A 16,608-nucleotide genomic window follows, 5' to 3' on the forward strand; every position below is an offset into this window, starting at 1 on the left:
ATTTTTAAAAGATAGAAAAAGATACACCAAGAACTTATTTTTCGGATGCAAACAATTTAAGCTCTTCTTTATCCAAAGTTATTGTTCCTTCATAGTTCATGCCGATCTTTTCAAGCAGCCTGGAGGAAGCATAATTGTCTAGGGATGTAATGGCCAGGATCCGTTCCATATCCAGCTGTTCATGACCATATTTCAATGTAGCAGAAGCTGACTCAAACCCATAACCTTGCGTTTGATATTTGGATAAAAAAGCAAAACCAATATCAACATTATCTAAAGTATCCCGTTTTATCAATCCGCACAGTCCAATAGGAATGCTTCCTTCCTTTCGCTCAACTAGAAAAAGGCCAAAGCCAAATTGAGAATACATTTTCTTGGGTCCGGTCAAAATATAATTCTTAGCATCCTCAAGTGTACGTACACCTTTATCGCCAATATAACGAATCCATGCAGGTTCATTTAAAAGTTCGAGAATGAATGCTGCATCATCCGGTGTTAACCAGCGAAGAATTAATCGGTCTGTTTCAAGTACTTTCAATTATTTTAACACCTCAATCAATTTCCATGCTGTTAACCTTATTTTTCGAAGCATGCTATAACAAATATACATCTTAAAATAATAATGGAGCAAATGAATTTTCATATTTCTTGACTGGTAATTCTCCCATTGATTCACTAATGAGTTATCACTGTAAACCTGTTAGCCTTATAAGTGGCCTGTTTTTGCCTAAAAACTACAAACAGGAGGTTTACACATGAAAAATTTGGTAACATTTGTTGCTGCTATTTCACTCATTATGGGTTCATATAGTATGTTTCCTGCTGATCATTTCGATGCTGAAACAGTAGATCAGAAAGCTGCAGAAACACTAACATATAAAAAAGTTGAGGTTGACGTGAAGGAGTCATCATCAACGGATCATCGTTTTATTAAAGAAGAAGAAAAAAAACTGCTTGCACGTCTTGTACAGGCTGAAGCAGAAGGGGAGCCGTTTGAAGGAAAAGTAGCGGTTGCTGACGTGGTTCTGAATCGTGTCGAGCACGAACAATTCCCGGATACAGTCAAAGATGTTATTTATCAGAAGAACGCTTTTGAACCTGTTCAAAATGGTTCAATCAATGAACCGGCAAGTAATGAAGCAGTTCAGGCCGTTGAGACAGCTCTTATTGATAAGGAGCAAAACGAAGAGTTCCTATATTTTTATAACCCTGACACAGCTACAAGTCAGTGGATCTTTTCACGTGAAGTTGTGAAAAAAATAGGCAATCATGCATTTGCTATATAAAGGCGCGTACAGCATAAAAGCTGCGCGCTTTTTTTGTAGCTGAAAGAACTAAACTAAAGGAATTGATAGGAATATGGCAGATTAAATTTAAACGAAAAGCGCTTTTTCTCTCCTATTTGTTATACTTCGTACCTGGCCCCTGGTGTAAACCCATTACATCAATCCCTCAACTAGTTTATAATTAATATGATGTCCAAGTGAAATGTCGTGGCATTAAAAGACTGAAAGAAGCAGTAAGAAGGTGAACAAAATCAACATCATCGAAACAAGGGTAAGAAGCTTCATTGAAGATATTCAGCACCCGAAGCAAAAGAAGAAGTTAAACATAAATGATTTGGAATTTCAGCTGCGCAAATTGCTGGATGATTATTATGAAATGGACGGTTATTCGCTATTTTATGAAGCCCTTCAATCATTGCAGGATGAAGGGCAGCTGACACCTATACATAACCATCAATATAACGGGAAAACACCTACTCTGCCTTTATATTTCTGGGTGAACGTGAAACCTCACACCGACAAATGGGATCGTCTGGAGATGATGAAGTTAAGTGATCGGTTCGATTTTTCGTTTTATGAACGGCACCCTGAATGGCAGACAGAAGAGGAATGGAGCCGGATCATGAATTTATATGGTTTTCTCCAATCCAGCGGCGAACGGGAAATCGTTTCACTTGAGGAAAGAAGCCTGGAGCTGTTCGGCCATGAAAAATTCCTGCAGGATGTAGTCAGTTTTCCTGATGGAAAAGGTTTTTTAGCGCGAATTTGTGTATCTGAAGAGCAGCTGAAAGTGGTGAAATACGGCGAGCCTTTTGTGTTTTGGATGAAGCAGGGAAAAGAAATTAAAGATGTTCAGCGAGTGCTGATTGTCGAGAATCTATCATTCTTTCATACTAGCATTCAATTATTGGAAAGCGATTTGCTCGATTACGAGCCGGAACTGATAATCTATGGGGAAGGCACGAAAATTGAACGGAGCTTTTCGTTCTTCTTTAAAATTTTTCCGGCTAAATCGTATCTATTCTATTATGCAGGAGATCTTGATGCGGCTGGCTACGGGATTATGACCAGGCTGACTGAAAAGTATCCGGAATGCTGCATTCAGCCTGCATTGAAGATTTACCGTAAAATGCTTGAATGTCTGGATCAAAGAAATGAACAGAAATCCGGACAGCTTCTAAATCTTAAATACCGTGATGCGTTCTTCCGGTGGTTTACGGAAGAAGAGCAGGAACTCTTATTGCAATTATGGCAGGAGAATAAACGAATTCCTCAGGAAGTCTTAACAATTGAAACATGGAGGAGATGGATGTGAACGAGTCATGGGAAGGATTCGCCCAACGGATGCAACGTTTAAACCCGCTGTTTGAGCTTGGAAGAGGAATGGAAGTCGGAGAGCTGAAGCCTCATATCCAGACGATTCTGATGCAGGTGCTCCTCACCATTTTTTACAGAGAATTGAATGATGATGATCATCGGAGAAAATCGGATATCAAATATATGGTGGAAGATTCGATTAAACAAATGAAGCTATTGGCTGATGAGAAGCAGGTTGAACGAATTACAAGCGGGCTTCTATATCAAGGAAAAGAAGAGTACAGCAGGCCGTTTGAAGCCCTTTATTATGATGAAATCAGGCAGTCATGGGAGACGCAGGTTTTCCGCTATGTGACAATGGATGAATTATATACAAACCTGGAGATGGGCGGATCGATTGTTTACAAGCTCACAGATATCTCACAGGAAATGATTTTCATGAGCAGGGAAATGGCGGAGGAATTCTCGATCACCATTGAACAGCTCTACAGTATGCAGCTGATTAAAAACGGTAATTTCCGCAAAGCTACCCGAAACCTCGATCACCTCATTTCACGGGTCAACCGCTTAATGGCAAGAGAATTCTCCTTTCAAAAAGAAATGATCAATAATCCCAAAATCTTATTGATGGAAGAAGAAATGCAAAGAGCTGATAACCGTGCGGAAATTGAGAAGCAATTTGAAGAAGAGAAAAATCACTTCCGTACCATCAGCAGTATGATTGAGAAGACAAAACGAAGAAACGAGGAAGATGATCACATTCAAAGAGAGTTGATCCTCCTGCAGGAAAAGATCGGCCATACAAGACAATTGCATGATCGTTTTGCCAAGCTTGTGATTCAGAATATATCCTATGAAATGAAATTAAAAGCGGAAAACCCTTCGCTGTTTTGGGAAACGAGCCTTGTTTCGTTTCGGGAGCATATTTATGAAAACTGGTTCATGAAGGAGGGGGTATCTTCCTTCGATCAGGTTGAGAAGATACTGGGCCCTTTGTTTTCGCCAAAGAATGAATTTATTTTGCCCTTGGATTGGATCTGGGGAGAACAGGAATTTGATGAAAAGCAGCTCACAGAGACGATGGAGGAAGAACCGGAAGACGAAAGCATTACCCATCAGCGGGTAACGAACTGGGATTCTGTCATCAAGGCCTGGAGCTATGTGTTTCAATATTTGCAGACATACGGAGAGTTTTCTCTGGCTGATTTAACGACATTGCCGCTTGAGGTACAGGATTTATGGTTTGAAGAATCAGAAACGATTGACTTATGGATGATGTTTGATAAAAAGCCGCTGAAGGTTCAGGTGCTGCACCGGAAGGAGGAGACACTGAGCGATGAGAGGGAAATTCTTCTTTATAAGCTCATGCAGGAGTATCCGCAATTCCAGGTGTTTGAAGGATTGAAACTTTATACCGAGTTTGATCATCGGGCGGAACCTTTCCACTGGTATCAAATGAAAATTACTCCGTTTAAAATTTCTGTTCAGGAGGAGAAATGATGAGTGCAGAAAGTATTAAGACTGCATCAGCAGTTTATTTCACGCTATTAAAAGACAAGGTCATCGATGAAAACAGCGAGCACTTTCAGGCGTATTTCGATCCTGATGTAAGACAGACGGTACTTTTACTGGCAGACGAATCCGGGACCTTTATCATTGAATCGCCGAAAAGGATTCAGCTCGTTGTACAGCCGACCGGCTCTGTTTTTGCGACGAATTTTACACATATGAAGGACAGGCATAAACAGGTTGAAACCAAAAAGCATTTTCACCTGATGAGCGTGGTCATTATGGCATTCCTGTCGGGCATCGACCGCAATCAGGCGGCTAAGGTCCGCACGAAGCGCGAAGGGATCAGCTTTTATACATTGGAACGGCAAGTGAATGATGTCATCATGAATTGGGATAGTCTGCTTAAAGCAAAGCCGGATTTCGGAGAAGAAGAAAAAATTGATATGAGAGACGTTGTGACGACATGGAAATACATGGAGGTCGACACAGATGATTACGGAGCCAGGAAAGCCAATCGCAGAACGCGGATCGGTTTGATTGCAAGTGCTATGCGTCTTTTGGAAACAGAAGGACTCATCGTCATCCTGGATCGGGAGGATATACCGAAGGCGATTCCAAAGCAGGAGTTATTTGAACGGATTGAATATCTGTATCATGACTACGACCGTTATGAAATGTTCAAGGAATTAATGAAAACAGAGGAGGATCAGCATGCCGAAAATACATCGAATTAGAATTGCCGGCCTGAAATATGATGGCATGCAAAAGCAGTATAGGGACACCACGTTTAATTTTCATAATGAGGAAACCTCTACAAATGGCCTCATTTCCATGATGAATGGAGGAGGGAAAGGTGTTTTCCTGCAGACCATATTTCAGATCCTTAAGCCGGGTACCGCATGGGGAAAGCAGAATAATCGCTTTTATCAGCAATTCTTTTTTAATAATAAAGAGCAGTTTATTCCTTATACCTTTCATGTTCTCATACAGTGGGAGTTAGACGGGGCTGACCGCAGGCATTTGGTGACGGGCGGAATGTTTTCAGCAGAACAGCGGATCTCAATGAATGAAGAGAGCGGAGAAAGCAAACCTCTTGAACAGGAAGCGAAAATTGTCCCGAATATTACTTTTTATACAAGGGAGTTTGAACGAAAAGAAGAAGCATCACTTGACCATATTCCTCTCTATGAAGATGGAGAAATGGCTGAAACAGAAGGCCTGAAGGATTATTTAAAATGGAATGGGTACGATGTTTACCGGGATACCAAGAAACACTACCGCATTCTTGATACATATGGGATTAACCGAAAAGATTGGGATATTATGAAGGACATTAATAAGGATGAAGGCGGCGTCGGAAAATTCTTTGAAGGCGCTGAAGATGATCATTCCCTGTTCCAAAAGCGGATCATTCCTACAGTCAGTCAGGTTCTTCACCGGACGGAGCATCAGAAGAACGACCTGGTGGAGATTTTTAAGAGTCAGGCAAGCATCGCGAAGGACCTCCCTGTTTTGCTGAAAAGAGAGCAGGCACATAAAGAGTTCCTGGAAGATATTCTTCCTTTTGAAGAGAGCCTGGCTAAGGGTGTCGGGCATAAGGAAATTGTGGAGGACGGCATAAAGGCAGGAAGACAGCTGCTTGGCGCTTTGGAGCATTTGAAGAAAACGGAAGAAGAAACACTCATTGAGCTGGAAAAGGAAATCGAAAAATTAACAGGCAGGCAAGTGGAGCTGCGTTTTCAGAAAGATAATCTTGAGTATGCAAAAGCTCACCGGGAAGTGCTGGATTGGGAGAAGAAATTAGCGGAAGAGCAGAAGAAACATATAGTTCTGCAGGAAGCAGTGAAGGAAAAGCAGGAGCGAAAAGAAGAGCTTTCTTTTCAGCTGTTATTGAAAGAATGGCATGAAGGTGAACAAAGCATTGGTGCGCTTTCCCAGCAGATTGCTAAGCTCGAGCAGAACAGCGGCCTTGAGCAAGTGAATCAAAGAATGGATGAAATCAAAAAAGAAGCGGCACAGCAATGGGAGAAATCCGCTGCTTCCATTAGGGAAGCCGTTCATCAATATTCCGGATATCAGAAGTTTTTAAAGAAAAAAGCAAAAGACCTGTCTAAGCAGGATAAACAAAAGACCCAGGAGATTGCCCAGCTTCGTACGGAAATTGATTTTCTCTATACCCAGATTCATGAATTTGAATCAAAAGAAGAACAGCTTATCAAGGAATTCGGTGACCGTATTACCTATGATTTAACTGGGTTTGTAGAAAACCTAAATAAACAGATAGAAACCAAAGAAGCAGCACTCGAAGATCTGCAGGCAAAAGAAAATAGATCAAATGAAAAGCAGAATCAGCTTGCTTCTTCCCATGGTACACTCGCACAATCCATTCAGTTTTCAGAAGAAAAGTGTGAAGAGCTAAAAATGAAAAGTGAAGAGCAGAAGCAAAAAGAAACAAAGCTGTTCGATCAGCTCCAAGGTGTTCTTCAAGGTGTCACAGCTCCATTCACAAATGCTCTTTTATCAAAATATGCCATTGAAGTGGAAGAGCTACTCGTTCAAAATCGCGAGCAAGGGGAAGAGTTAAAGAAAGCGCTCTGGGAAACGCAGCTGGATTATGCCTTGAATGATGAGCATTTCTGGATTGCCAATAATGATGTGAAGGAACTGAAGGAATGGATTGATGAAAAGACGGGGATCGATGTATTTTACGGATCCCAATTTCTTCAATCCCTAAAGCCGGATGAAATGGCGAGCCACATGCTTTCTCATCCTCTTCTGCCGTATGGCTTAGTAGTCAGCAGGCCGCAATGGGAAAAAATCAATAAGCAGGTTCTTGGAGGAAGGGTGTTTAAAAGTCCGGTCCCGATTTTTATGCGGGAGGAAATGGCGGGCGAAAATCAGCAGAATGCCTTCGTGATGATCACTGGGACGGAGAAGGAGCTGCTGACGGATAAAAATCAGTTCACAAACTGGAAAATTCAGATTGCGAAACAGATAGAAGAAAAGAAAGATACACTTGCAGAGTTAGAAAAAACAGAAACAGCACTGCGCCGTATTATAAAAGAAATCGACCGATTCCTTTCCCATGAACTTGCCGGTGATATCGAAAAAGTACTGCTTCAGGAAAAGGAAGTGCTGCTTTCGAGGAAAACGGAATTGCAGGCTATCATAATGCAGGAGGAAAAAGAAAAAGAACTGCAGCTGGGACTTAGAGAACAGCTGGAAAAGACGAAGAAAAAGATTGAAAAATTATCTAAAGATGCCGAAACCTTAGCGGAATTTAACCGTGAAAAGTCAATGCATCAGGAAAATAAACGGGTAAAGCAGGAAAAAGAGAAACAAAAAGAAGCTTTCGAAAAGCTTCAGAATGAGCTGGGTAATGAGCTTCAGACCATCGCTGATCTTCAGGAAAAGTGGAGCCAGACCTATCTGGAATGGAAGCTGTCAGCCGAGCAGAATATTAAGAAGATCAGCTTCTTTATTGATGGTGCTGCTTTTCCAGCCGCTGAGAAAACAGAAGCTTCTGAGGAGGTTCCGCGATTATCACCCTATATTTTAGAAGAAATCAATGGCAGCATTGAGGAGCTTAAACAGCTTCAAAAATCAAAAGAAGAACAAGCCAGTGAACTGCTCGCGATTCAGGCGACACGAGAATCCGAACAGAAGCAGCAAAAGAAGCTGGAGAAAAAACTTCATGCTCTTAATGAAGAGTGGAAAGATGCTTCTGTACCGGATGAACCAATAAGTATTTTGGAAAATATGCTTCAAACAGCTGCAAAGGAAACAAAAGCAGCAGAAAAAGAAGAGCGTGAGCAGGAAAAGGCCGTAACCATTGCCGAAACATCCTTAAAGCATGGAATGGATCAGCGTAAAAAATCCTCTAAAAAAGTGGCCAAGCATGAGAAGCAGCCTGAAGAATGGGAAGACCTTGATCTGGAAGTGAAGACGGTTGAAATTACTGACCAGACCAAACAGACAAATGCAGAAATAAAGAAAACGGAAGAGCACAAAAAAGAGACAGAACAAAACATAACTGAGTTTGAAAACAATCAATTACATTTATCCGTCATTCTTAAAGAGGAAGCGGCAGCTTTTTCGGATGAGGATATAGCAAAAATAAAGAGTCAAGGAAAGCAAAGCATCCTATCCTGGAGTGAAAAACATCAGGCTATTCAGGATAAAGGGCAAGAAAAGCATGCGAAGATTGAACAGTCACTAAGAAATTTAAAGCTTGCTATTGAAGGCAAGGATTGGGAAATCCGTTTTAAGAATGAAGTCTTAACTACGCTTGATCATATGGATACAAGGCATTATGCTCATATTCAAAGTGTCGTTCAGAACATGAAGCGCTTTTCACAGAGCGGCTTAGAGCAGCTGGAACGCGATAAAGAACGGGCGGAAAAAGCGCAAAACTTCTGGGCCAGCCGAGCGAGCATGAAGGTGATGAGCATTTCAGAAGCGATTCGCTCGATGATTTCGAAAATGAAGCTGAAGAATGAATGGGGTTCCTTCCCGCTTGTCCAGCTCAAAGAAGACATCCTGCCTAAAAAAGCGGAAGATGTTGAACCTTTACTGAAACAGCATTTTGTTTCAGCCATTAACAAAATTACAAAGCGATTCGAGATGATTGATGACAATAATCTGGAGCTTGATCAGGAAATTAAACAGCTTATCAGTGATGAGCAGATTTTATTTGTCTCTCTCAGAAATCGTTACCCAGAACTGTTGGTTTATAACATGCGTACTGATAATGCCTTCATGTACGGAAAACCGCAGCGTGAGCATTATTCAACCTGGCAGACGATCAACCAGGGTTCAAAAACAAAATCCGATGGCAGCGGCGGTCAAAAGCTATCTGCCCGCATGGTCATGATGATGATGCTTCTTTCTGTTAAGAGTGAAACCGATCAAAGCTGGGTTCCGTTAGTCTGTGATAATCCGTTTGGACAAGCGGCTTCTGCCCATGTGCTTGACCCGATTTTCGCTGTAGCCGATAAGCTGAAGTTCCAATTCATCGTCGTCACTCCGCCTGAATTGGTGAAAACAGAGATCAGCCAGAGGTTTGATGCGTACTATAAATTGGATTTCATCCGGGAAAAAGGGAAAGAGATTGTGTCGGATACGATTGTACCTGCGTTTCGAATTTATCAGGGAGAGGAAGCTGTTCATTAGATTAAAAGAATGAAATATTGCCATTTAACAAAAACTATGCAATACTTGGTTGAAAATATATATTTTATACAAATTCTTATCCAGAGAGGTGGAGGGACTGGCCCTGCGAAGCCTCAGCAACCCCTGATTATGTCAGGAAGGTGCTAATTCCAACAGAGTTGACGCTCTGGGAGATAAGAGGTCGTTTTGATAAGTAAAGGCCTCTTATAAAGAGGCCTTTTTTTGATGCTCTTTTATAATTTGAGCTTGGTTTAGATTAGAACGAAGAAAGAGGAGGAATGGCAAAATGGAAAACGGCGTTATACAGGTACCGGAAGCATATTCGAGGATATTACAGGAATCAGATGTGCTCGGCTTCGGGCAGTCATGTGATATAAAAACAGGATTTTTACTGAAGGGGCTGGCAGCCTCTAAATCTGGAGGAAGCTTTTTGGAGCTGGGAACAGGTACGGGAGCGTCTGCTTCATGGATCATGGATGGGATGGATGAAGGCAGTAAGCTTACGACCGTGGACATAGATCCGACAGTGCAATCGATCGCGAGAAAGTACCTCGCGAATGACAGCAGAATCACATTTTGCTGTGAGGACGGAGCAGCATTTATACAAAACCTGTCGGAGGGGTTCGATTTTATTTTTGCAGATACGTGGCCGGGGAAATTCGAGCTTCTTGACAAAACCCTGGATCATTTAAATATCGGCGGTTTTTATGTGATTCATGATGTGTTTCCGCAGCAGAAATTGCCTGAAGGATATAGAATCAAAGCCACTAAACTCCTGAAAACACTGCAGGACAGACCTGACCTGGACATTACAGAATTGGATTGGTCTACTGGGCTGATACTGGCAGTGAAGACTGCGGTTTGATAGATTTCGTTAGAACCGGGGGGATCGTTTCAATGAATCTTTTGAAAAACCAGTTTGAACATGTCATGCATGAGGATGAAAATCTTATCGAATGTTTAAGCTGTTCATTAGTTGCACATTACTGTTTAGCACCGCAGGCAGGCTTATTTGCAGCAACGAACAAAAGACTGCTATTCTATGGAATCCCGGTATCAGAAACAAAAAAGGAATTAGTTGAAGAATTTGCGTATAGCCATATAGCTTCCATTGAAGAAAAAAGGGGGATCACCGGGAAGCATATTCATATGTACTATAAGCAAGACTTGTACAAATTCCAGCAAATCCAGGGGATGAATATGTTTGAATTTTTGGTGGCTGTTAAGGAAAAGATGCGCATGTTTACCGCTTCAGCAAAAGAGCGTTATCCTGTAAGATAAGCGCTCTTTTAAATGATTGAATATATGGCCTGCTTATTTGCTTAGATAACTTTTCCAAGCATTAGCCATTAATTGGACTCCTCTCTCAATCTCGTCCATCGAGGGTGCGCCATATCCGAGCATCACATGATGGTTAGGCTTGTGAAGCTGATACATAGGCGAAACAGCATCGATTTCAACTCCCGCAGACTTTGCCAGTTCAATTGCTTTGGATTCATCCAATCCTTCCGGTAATGTCACGATGATATGCAAGCCCGCTGTATCTCCAATTATGTCAAAGTGTTCTCCTAAATGTTTTGACAGGCTTTCTATTAAACAGCTCCGCTTGGCTCGATATAACGTTCTCATTTTTGCTATATGAGATGTATAAAGTCCTTCTTCCATAAATTTTGCAGCAGCTCTCTGATCGATTCTTGAAACAGTAGACTTTTGATAAGCATTAAATTTTTCAAAGTCCTGCTTCAGGGCTGCTGGCATAACCATATAGCAGATCCGAAGTGTTGGCAGCAATGTTTTTGAAAAGGTGCCGAAGTACAGTACCCGCCCGGTTGAATCCAGATGGGACAATGCTGGGATTGGTGCCCCTTTGTAGCGGAATTCAGAATCATAGTCATCCTCGATAATATAAGCGTCCTGTTTGATTGCCCAATTTAACAGCTCAATCCTTCTGGCAATAGACATAATTGTACCGGTAGGGTATTGATGAGCAGGTGTGGTATATAATAATTTTACAGGCTCATCAGCATCAGGCACACAGCATCCTTCCTCATCCACAGAAATCGGATAACATGGCAGCTGTAATTGCTCAAAAATAGATTTAGCCCGAATAAAACCTGGATCTTCTATTCCGGTGGCGCTCCGTTTAAAAAACAAACATACATTTAGCAGCTGCTGTTGAAATCCGCTGAAGATATACACTTGCTCCGGCTGGCAGGCCAGCCCTCTAGCTTGCTGTAAGTATAGTGCAATTTGGGCACGCAAAGAATATTCGCCCTGCCACGGTGCATTGCCGGCATTAGATTCATTAAGCTCTTTTCTGTATAACCGGCTCCAATGTTTATAGGGGAAGGCGGAGGCATCGACCTGCCCATTTTTAAAATTAATAAGAAACTCATTCTGAACTCTTTTCTCCAATTCCATTGTATTAATCTGACTATAGTGCCATTCATCCTGAATTTCAGAAACAAAATAGCCTCTGCGTTCTGCTGAATAACAGTACCCTTCACTCAGCAACTGTTCATAAGCCATCTGAACAGTTAGGATGCTCACGTTCAATTGTTCAGCCAGCCGCCGCTTTGCAGGAAGTCTTGAATGAGCTGACAATTTTTTATTTAAAATCGACAGCCGAATTTGTTCATAAATTTCTTTATACTTTATCCCATTTTCCGAAAGCAAAATTTGAAATTCCATCGAATCATTCCCTGGTATTATATTAAAATTCAATTTTGGTTATTTTTATCATACCAGAATTTGGTTTTAATTGATTCAAGGAGAGTGATAGCATGCAAATTTTAGTAAACAATGTTGTGCAGATAATTCCCATGGAACTTGAGCATATTGAAGGAATTTATGAAGCAGCCCAGGATAAACGCATATGGGAGCATATGTCTGTTGATTTAACTGATAAAAGCCGGGTCATTCAATATGTAAAAGATGCGATACAAAAACGTGAGCAGGGCACCGATTTTGCTTTTGTCATTGTTCATAAAAAAACAGGGAATATCGTCGGTGCTACTTGGTTTCTCGATATCTCAATCCCGCATAAACGGCTCGAAATCGGCTCAACATGGATAAACCCTCTTTATTGGCGCACGAATATTAATTCAAACTGTAAATATTTATTATTAACATACTGTTTTGAAGAACTGTCCGTTAATCGCGTACAAATTAAAACCGGACATGAAAACTTCCGTTCACAAAAAGCGATTGAAAGGACCGGTGCGGTAAAAGAAGGCGTACTTCGAAATCATATGATACGAAAAGAAGGGACAATTCGCCATACTGTCCTTTATAGTGTTATAAAGGAAGATTGGGGAAAAGTAAAAAGACATTTCGAAGAAAACTTGCTTTTCTAGGTTTTGTAGAACATTTATACTGAATAATAAAACTGCTGGAAGGGTGTAGATCGAAGTGAATAATGATTATTTATTTACTGATAAAATCAAAAAGGCGCTTCAGAATACTCCCCCAGGGGAGTGGATTCCGGAGATTCCGGATGATTGTATACGCCTGCATTGCGGCTACCCGGCACCTGATCTCGTGCCGGTTGAAGAGGTAAAAGCAGCTGTTAACAGTCTATTAGAAGAAGAACAGGATTTGCCGCTCCATTATATAGGAAGTCCCAAGATTTTAAAACTAAAGGAACAGGTTTTAAAGAGATTGAAAGAGCGGGGGATATCTATAGCGGAAAATGAGCTTTTGATAACTTCGGGTGCCTGTCAGGCAATCGATTTGATTGCCCGCATTCTCCTTGATGAGGAGACAATTATTGCAATAGAGTCCCCCACCTATATGGAGGCATTAGAGATTTTCCAAAATTACACAAAACATATAATTAGTATTCCTGTAGACAAGGACGGACTTCAAACAGAGGCATTGAAAGAGATTCTAGAGGAAAGAAAGCAAAAAGGGCTCGCTCAGCCGCGTTTTCTCTATACGATCCCAACGTTTCAAAATCCTACAGGGACGACGATGTCAGGAGAGCGCCGGCAGCATGTATTGGAGCTTGCAAACAAATATAATTTTCTATTAGTAGAGGATGATGCTTATGGGGAATTATCATTTAATAAAGGTCTCCCCACTCTAAAAGCAATGGATCAAAACTCCCGAGTTCTGCATGTCGGTTCGCTATCCAAGATTGTGGCCCCGGGTATGCGTATAGGATGGATAGCGGGAGCAAGTGACATGATCCATGCATGCGCCTGGTTTAAAAAAGATTTGAACCATCCGTTTGCTCAATCTGCCATGGCTGTTTATTTTGCAAACACGGATTTTAATAATAAACTAGAAACCTTGAGAGATACATACCGGTCCAAATGTGATGTTCTGACCTCCGCACTGGAACAGTATCTTCCTGAATCAGCTTCCTGGTATGTCCCTGAAGGCGGGTACTTCGTGTGGATGAAAATTCCCGGTGCCGATACATCGGAACTGCTGACACATGCCCTTGCAGAGGGGGTATCTTTTATTCCTGGCAAGTACTTTTTCATGGATCAGGCAGCTGGAACGGAATTTCTTCGCCTTTCCTTCAGTTATGCTGCTGAGAAGGAAATAACAGAGGGGATTCGCAGGCTGGGGAGAGTCGCAGAGGCCTATCTTTAAATGAAAATTTCTCCTTGGAACTTAGAAATGAAGAGGAATAAAGCAAACAAAGCCTAATTATCTTGATATTGTAGGCCAGAAATTAGGCTTTGTTAAAAATGCCAGTCAATGATCGGTAAATTCTAAATTATAGTCTAACTTTAACCTCAGTACCGTCCTTTGCTTTGACATCTACTAGCACAATCCCCTTATAATTTGAAGGAGTGATTTTTCAATGCATTTTCGAAAAGCAATTGAAGAAGATTTACAAGCTATTGTCCGCTTGCTTGCCGATGATGAATTAGGAGCAAAGCGTGAGAGGTATGAAGAACCTCTGCCGGATTGTTATTATAAAGCATTTAAGGCACTAGAAGTACAGTCGGGAAATCAGATCATTTTAGCTGTAGACGGTCAAGCGGTGATTGGCTGCCTTCAGTTAACGATCATTCCTGGTTTAGCACGACAAGGGATGAAACGTGCACAGATTGAAGGTGTGCGTGTTGATCAGCGCCACCGTGGTAAAAGGGTAGGAGAAGCCTTGTTAAAAGAAGCGATTGCAATAGCGAAGTCTGAAGAGTGTGGCCTTGTCCAATTGACAACAGACAAGCAGCGTGATGATGCACATCGTTTTTATAATAGGCTGGGATTTCTGGCGAGTCATGAAGGGATGAAATTAATCTTTTAATTTGATAGGTTTATTTCGCTGGCGCGATTTTTGGACCAGCTAGAATACAAGTTTAATACTGAATAATAATAATGGAGGAATGCTGAATAATTTTTCGTTAAATGGAAATTATATAGTTGAATTCAAAAAGGAGGAATGATGTGGAAACAAGCATGAGTGTTGAAGAAGTATTGACCGGGATCTCTGAACTGTTGGAAAAAGAAGGGCAGCCGCCCCGAAAGAAGCAAGTAAAGAAATCAAATCCAGAGCTAATGAAAAATGCATTGTATTATTTTCCGAGCTGGGAAAATGCAGTAGAACAGTCTATAGGATCTTAATCTCAAAGAGTACATAACATATTTTTTTGAAATTGAGTGTCTTCGTAAGTGTTTGTCCAATTTAAAAAGGAAATACTGAAACCACAGAAGATGCCTGCCAGATGGAAAAGTGCAGGCATCTTCTGTGGTTTTATTAGAAGGGTAGGTATATGGGATTTTAAAATACCCTGTCGCCATTAAAAATTGAATTCTTTACAATTACATAATCAACATGACGAATGGCATCCAGCTTGTTGCCGCCTGCGTAAGAAATAGAGGACTGGAGATCCTGCTCCATTTCTTTCAGCGTATCTGCTAATGATCCTTTGTGCTCTACTAAAATTCTCTTGCCTTCAACATTTTTCTTTTCGCCTTTTTGAAATTCAGAGGCTGAGCCAAAGTATTCTTTATAGAGCTTTCCGTCTTTCTCATTCTCAATGGTTTTTCCAGGTGATTCCTCATGTCCTGCAAACAAAGAACCAATCATCACCATTGTTGCACCAAATCGAATCGATTTGGCAATGTCACCATGGGTGCGAAGACCTCCATCTGCTATGATCGGTTTGCTTGCTGCCTTTGCACACCAGCGAAGTGCAGCTAATTGCCAGCCGCCCGTACCGAATCCTGTTTTAATTTTTGTGATGCATACCTTGCCAGGTCCAATGCCAACCTTTGTGGCATCAGCTCCTGCATTCTCTAATTCTCTGACTGCTTCCGGGGTTCCGACATTGCCAGCAATCACAAAGCTTTGAGGAAGGTATTTCTTAATATGCTGAATCATTTGGATAACAGCATTGGAATGGCCATGGGCTATATCAATGGTAATGTATTCCGGTGACAGCTTTTCATCAGCTATTTGCTGTATAAACGCATACTCGCCTTCTTTGACGCCAACACTGATCGAAGAGTATAATCCCCGTGCCTTCATATCTTTCATAAAAGAAATTCGCTTTTCCGGTTCGAATCGATGCATGATATAAAAATACCCGTTCTCTGCTAAGTATATGGCAATTTTCTCATCTACAATCGTCTGCATGTTGGCAGGCACCACAGGCAGTTTAAACGCACGATCCCCCAGGAATACCGTTGTATCACATTCAGATCGGCTATTGACGATACTTTTTGCGGGAATTAATTGAATATCTTCATAATCGAATACATTTTCCATTGTAATCCTCCTATTGAAAACAAAGCTGAATACGTACGGCCATTGCAATGATAGGTTTTTCAGTTTCCTTCCATCTTATACAAGCTGGCAAGGAACCATCATTAAAAAAGAGCTTAGAAAATTCCTAAGCTCAATGGATAATAGGGGGTCGAATTGTGAGAGTTCGACCAATTTAATTTTAACAATTCTGTTTATTATTTCAACTTATTAAAGTGAAAACGTATAAAAGTGATAATGCATTAAAAACTTTCCCTCATTTTAGAAGTTCAACAAAAGGGCTATGAAAATATTTTTTCTTTAATCTTGCATTAAAGAAAAAAATTAGTTACGATATTAATCGTAATAATTACGATTTAAAAATTTATTTCAGCCATATCAAGGTGCACCTTTGTTAAGAGAAGAAACCGCTGAAAATTATCCGGAACTGGGAAAAACCTTAAATCTGCTAAACCGAAAAATAAGCGATGATGAAATTCGTGAAATGAACTATAAAGTCAATGTTGAGGGGGCGAGTCCTGAAGAAACAGCCAAAGAGTATTTAGAAGAAAGAGGGATTGCTTAAGTAAGAAATCAAAAAACTGGTCTTGTCCC

General features: G+C 41.0%; 15 protein-coding genes and 1 riboswitch. Of the genes, 12 read left to right on the forward strand and 3 right to left on the reverse strand.

The genetic code is table 11. The features are described from left to right. Positions 1–34: 34 nt before the first annotated feature. Entirely contained in the window at positions 35–538 is a 504-nt protein-coding gene (locus CHI10_RS01230; RefSeq protein ID WP_095242461.1) for a GNAT family N-acetyltransferase, read from the reverse strand. Positions 539–755: 217 nt separating this feature from the next. On the opposite strand from CHI10_RS01230, the gene CHI10_RS01235 reads away from it, so the two are divergent. From CHI10_RS01235 to CHI10_RS01265, 7 genes are all read left to right on the forward strand, one after another. Continuing rightward, complete coding sequence (locus tag CHI10_RS01235) at positions 756–1,286, forward strand: cell wall hydrolase (protein WP_095242462.1); 531 nt, start codon at positions 756–758, stop codon at positions 1,284–1,286. Between the two features lie 241 nt (positions 1,287–1,527). Then, complete coding sequence (locus CHI10_RS01240) at positions 1,528–2,601, forward strand: Wadjet anti-phage system protein JetD domain-containing protein (RefSeq protein WP_095242463.1); 1,074 nt, start codon at positions 1,528–1,530, stop codon at positions 2,599–2,601. Beyond that, complete coding sequence (locus CHI10_RS01245; protein WP_286136706.1) at positions 2,592–4,103, forward strand: hypothetical protein; 1,512 nt, start codon at positions 2,592–2,594, stop codon at positions 4,101–4,103. The genes CHI10_RS01240 and CHI10_RS01245 overlap by 10 nt, the downstream gene beginning before the upstream one ends. After that, positions 4,103–4,849, forward strand: a complete 747-nt coding sequence (locus tag CHI10_RS01250) for a DUF6063 family protein (protein WP_095242465.1) — start codon at positions 4,103–4,105, stop codon at positions 4,847–4,849. The genes CHI10_RS01245 and CHI10_RS01250 overlap by 1 nt, the downstream gene beginning before the upstream one ends. Further along, positions 4,827–9,287 carry a hypothetical protein gene (locus tag CHI10_RS01255; protein WP_095242466.1) on the forward strand — a complete coding sequence of 1,487 codons (4,461 nt, stop codon included), beginning with the start codon at positions 4,827–4,829 and terminating at the stop codon, positions 9,285–9,287. The genes CHI10_RS01250 and CHI10_RS01255 overlap by 23 nt, the downstream gene beginning before the upstream one ends. Before the next feature lie 73 nt (positions 9,288–9,360). Then, positions 9,361–9,467, forward strand: a riboswitch (SAM riboswitch). Positions 9,468–9,573: 106 nt separating this feature from the next. Then, the gene (locus tag CHI10_RS01260) at positions 9,574–10,152 is read left to right on the forward strand and encodes an O-methyltransferase (RefSeq protein ID WP_095242467.1); all 579 of its coding nucleotides are present in this window, start codon (positions 9,574–9,576) and stop codon (positions 10,150–10,152) included. 32 nt (positions 10,153–10,184) lie between these two features. Beyond that, a complete protein-coding gene (locus tag CHI10_RS01265; protein WP_095242468.1) occupies positions 10,185–10,568 on the forward strand; it encodes a PH domain-containing protein in 384 nt (127 codons plus the stop codon). Between the two features lie 33 nt (positions 10,569–10,601). Here the strand turns inward: CHI10_RS01265 and pdxR are convergent, their stop codons facing one another. Continuing rightward, positions 10,602–11,978 carry a MocR-like pyridoxine biosynthesis transcription factor PdxR gene (pdxR, locus tag CHI10_RS01270; RefSeq protein ID WP_095242469.1) on the reverse strand — a complete coding sequence of 459 codons (1,377 nt, stop codon included), beginning with the start codon at positions 11,976–11,978 and terminating at the stop codon, positions 10,602–10,604. Between the two features lie 92 nt (positions 11,979–12,070). On the opposite strand from pdxR, the gene CHI10_RS01275 reads away from it, so the two are divergent. The 4 genes from CHI10_RS01275 (at position 12,071) to CHI10_RS22165 (ending at position 14,870) form a co-directional block, all read left to right on the forward strand. Beyond that, a complete protein-coding gene (locus tag CHI10_RS01275; protein ID WP_095242470.1) occupies positions 12,071–12,643 on the forward strand; it encodes a GNAT family N-acetyltransferase in 573 nt (190 codons plus the stop codon). A gap of 55 nt (positions 12,644–12,698) precedes the next feature. Then, positions 12,699–13,889, forward strand: coding sequence for an aminotransferase-like domain-containing protein (locus CHI10_RS01280; protein ID WP_095242471.1), 1,191 nt, complete (start codon positions 12,699–12,701; stop codon positions 13,887–13,889). 214 nt (positions 13,890–14,103) lie between these two features. Continuing rightward, positions 14,104–14,553: a GNAT family N-acetyltransferase gene (locus tag CHI10_RS01285; RefSeq protein WP_095242472.1), complete on the forward strand. Its 450-nt coding sequence runs from the start codon at positions 14,104–14,106 to the stop codon at positions 14,551–14,553. A 140-nt stretch (positions 14,554–14,693) separates the two neighbouring features. Further along, a complete protein-coding gene (locus CHI10_RS22165; RefSeq protein ID WP_019381986.1) occupies positions 14,694–14,870 on the forward strand; it encodes a hypothetical protein in 177 nt (58 codons plus the stop codon). Between the two features lie 157 nt (positions 14,871–15,027). Here the strand turns inward: CHI10_RS22165 and guaC are convergent, their stop codons facing one another. Continuing rightward, on the reverse strand, positions 15,028–16,017 hold the full coding sequence (guaC, locus tag CHI10_RS01290) for a GMP reductase (RefSeq protein WP_095242473.1): 990 nt from the start codon (positions 16,015–16,017) through the stop codon (positions 15,028–15,030). A gap of 388 nt (positions 16,018–16,405) precedes the next feature. On the opposite strand from guaC, the gene CHI10_RS01295 reads away from it, so the two are divergent. Next, a complete protein-coding gene (locus CHI10_RS01295; protein ID WP_095242474.1) occupies positions 16,406–16,579 on the forward strand; it encodes a glycine betaine ABC transporter substrate-binding protein in 174 nt (57 codons plus the stop codon). Positions 16,580–16,608 lie beyond the last annotated feature (29 nt).

This window comes from Bacillus sp. 7894-2, from assembly GCF_002272225.1.
Taxonomy (GTDB): Bacteria; Bacillota; Bacilli; order Bacillales; family Cytobacillaceae; genus Cytobacillus.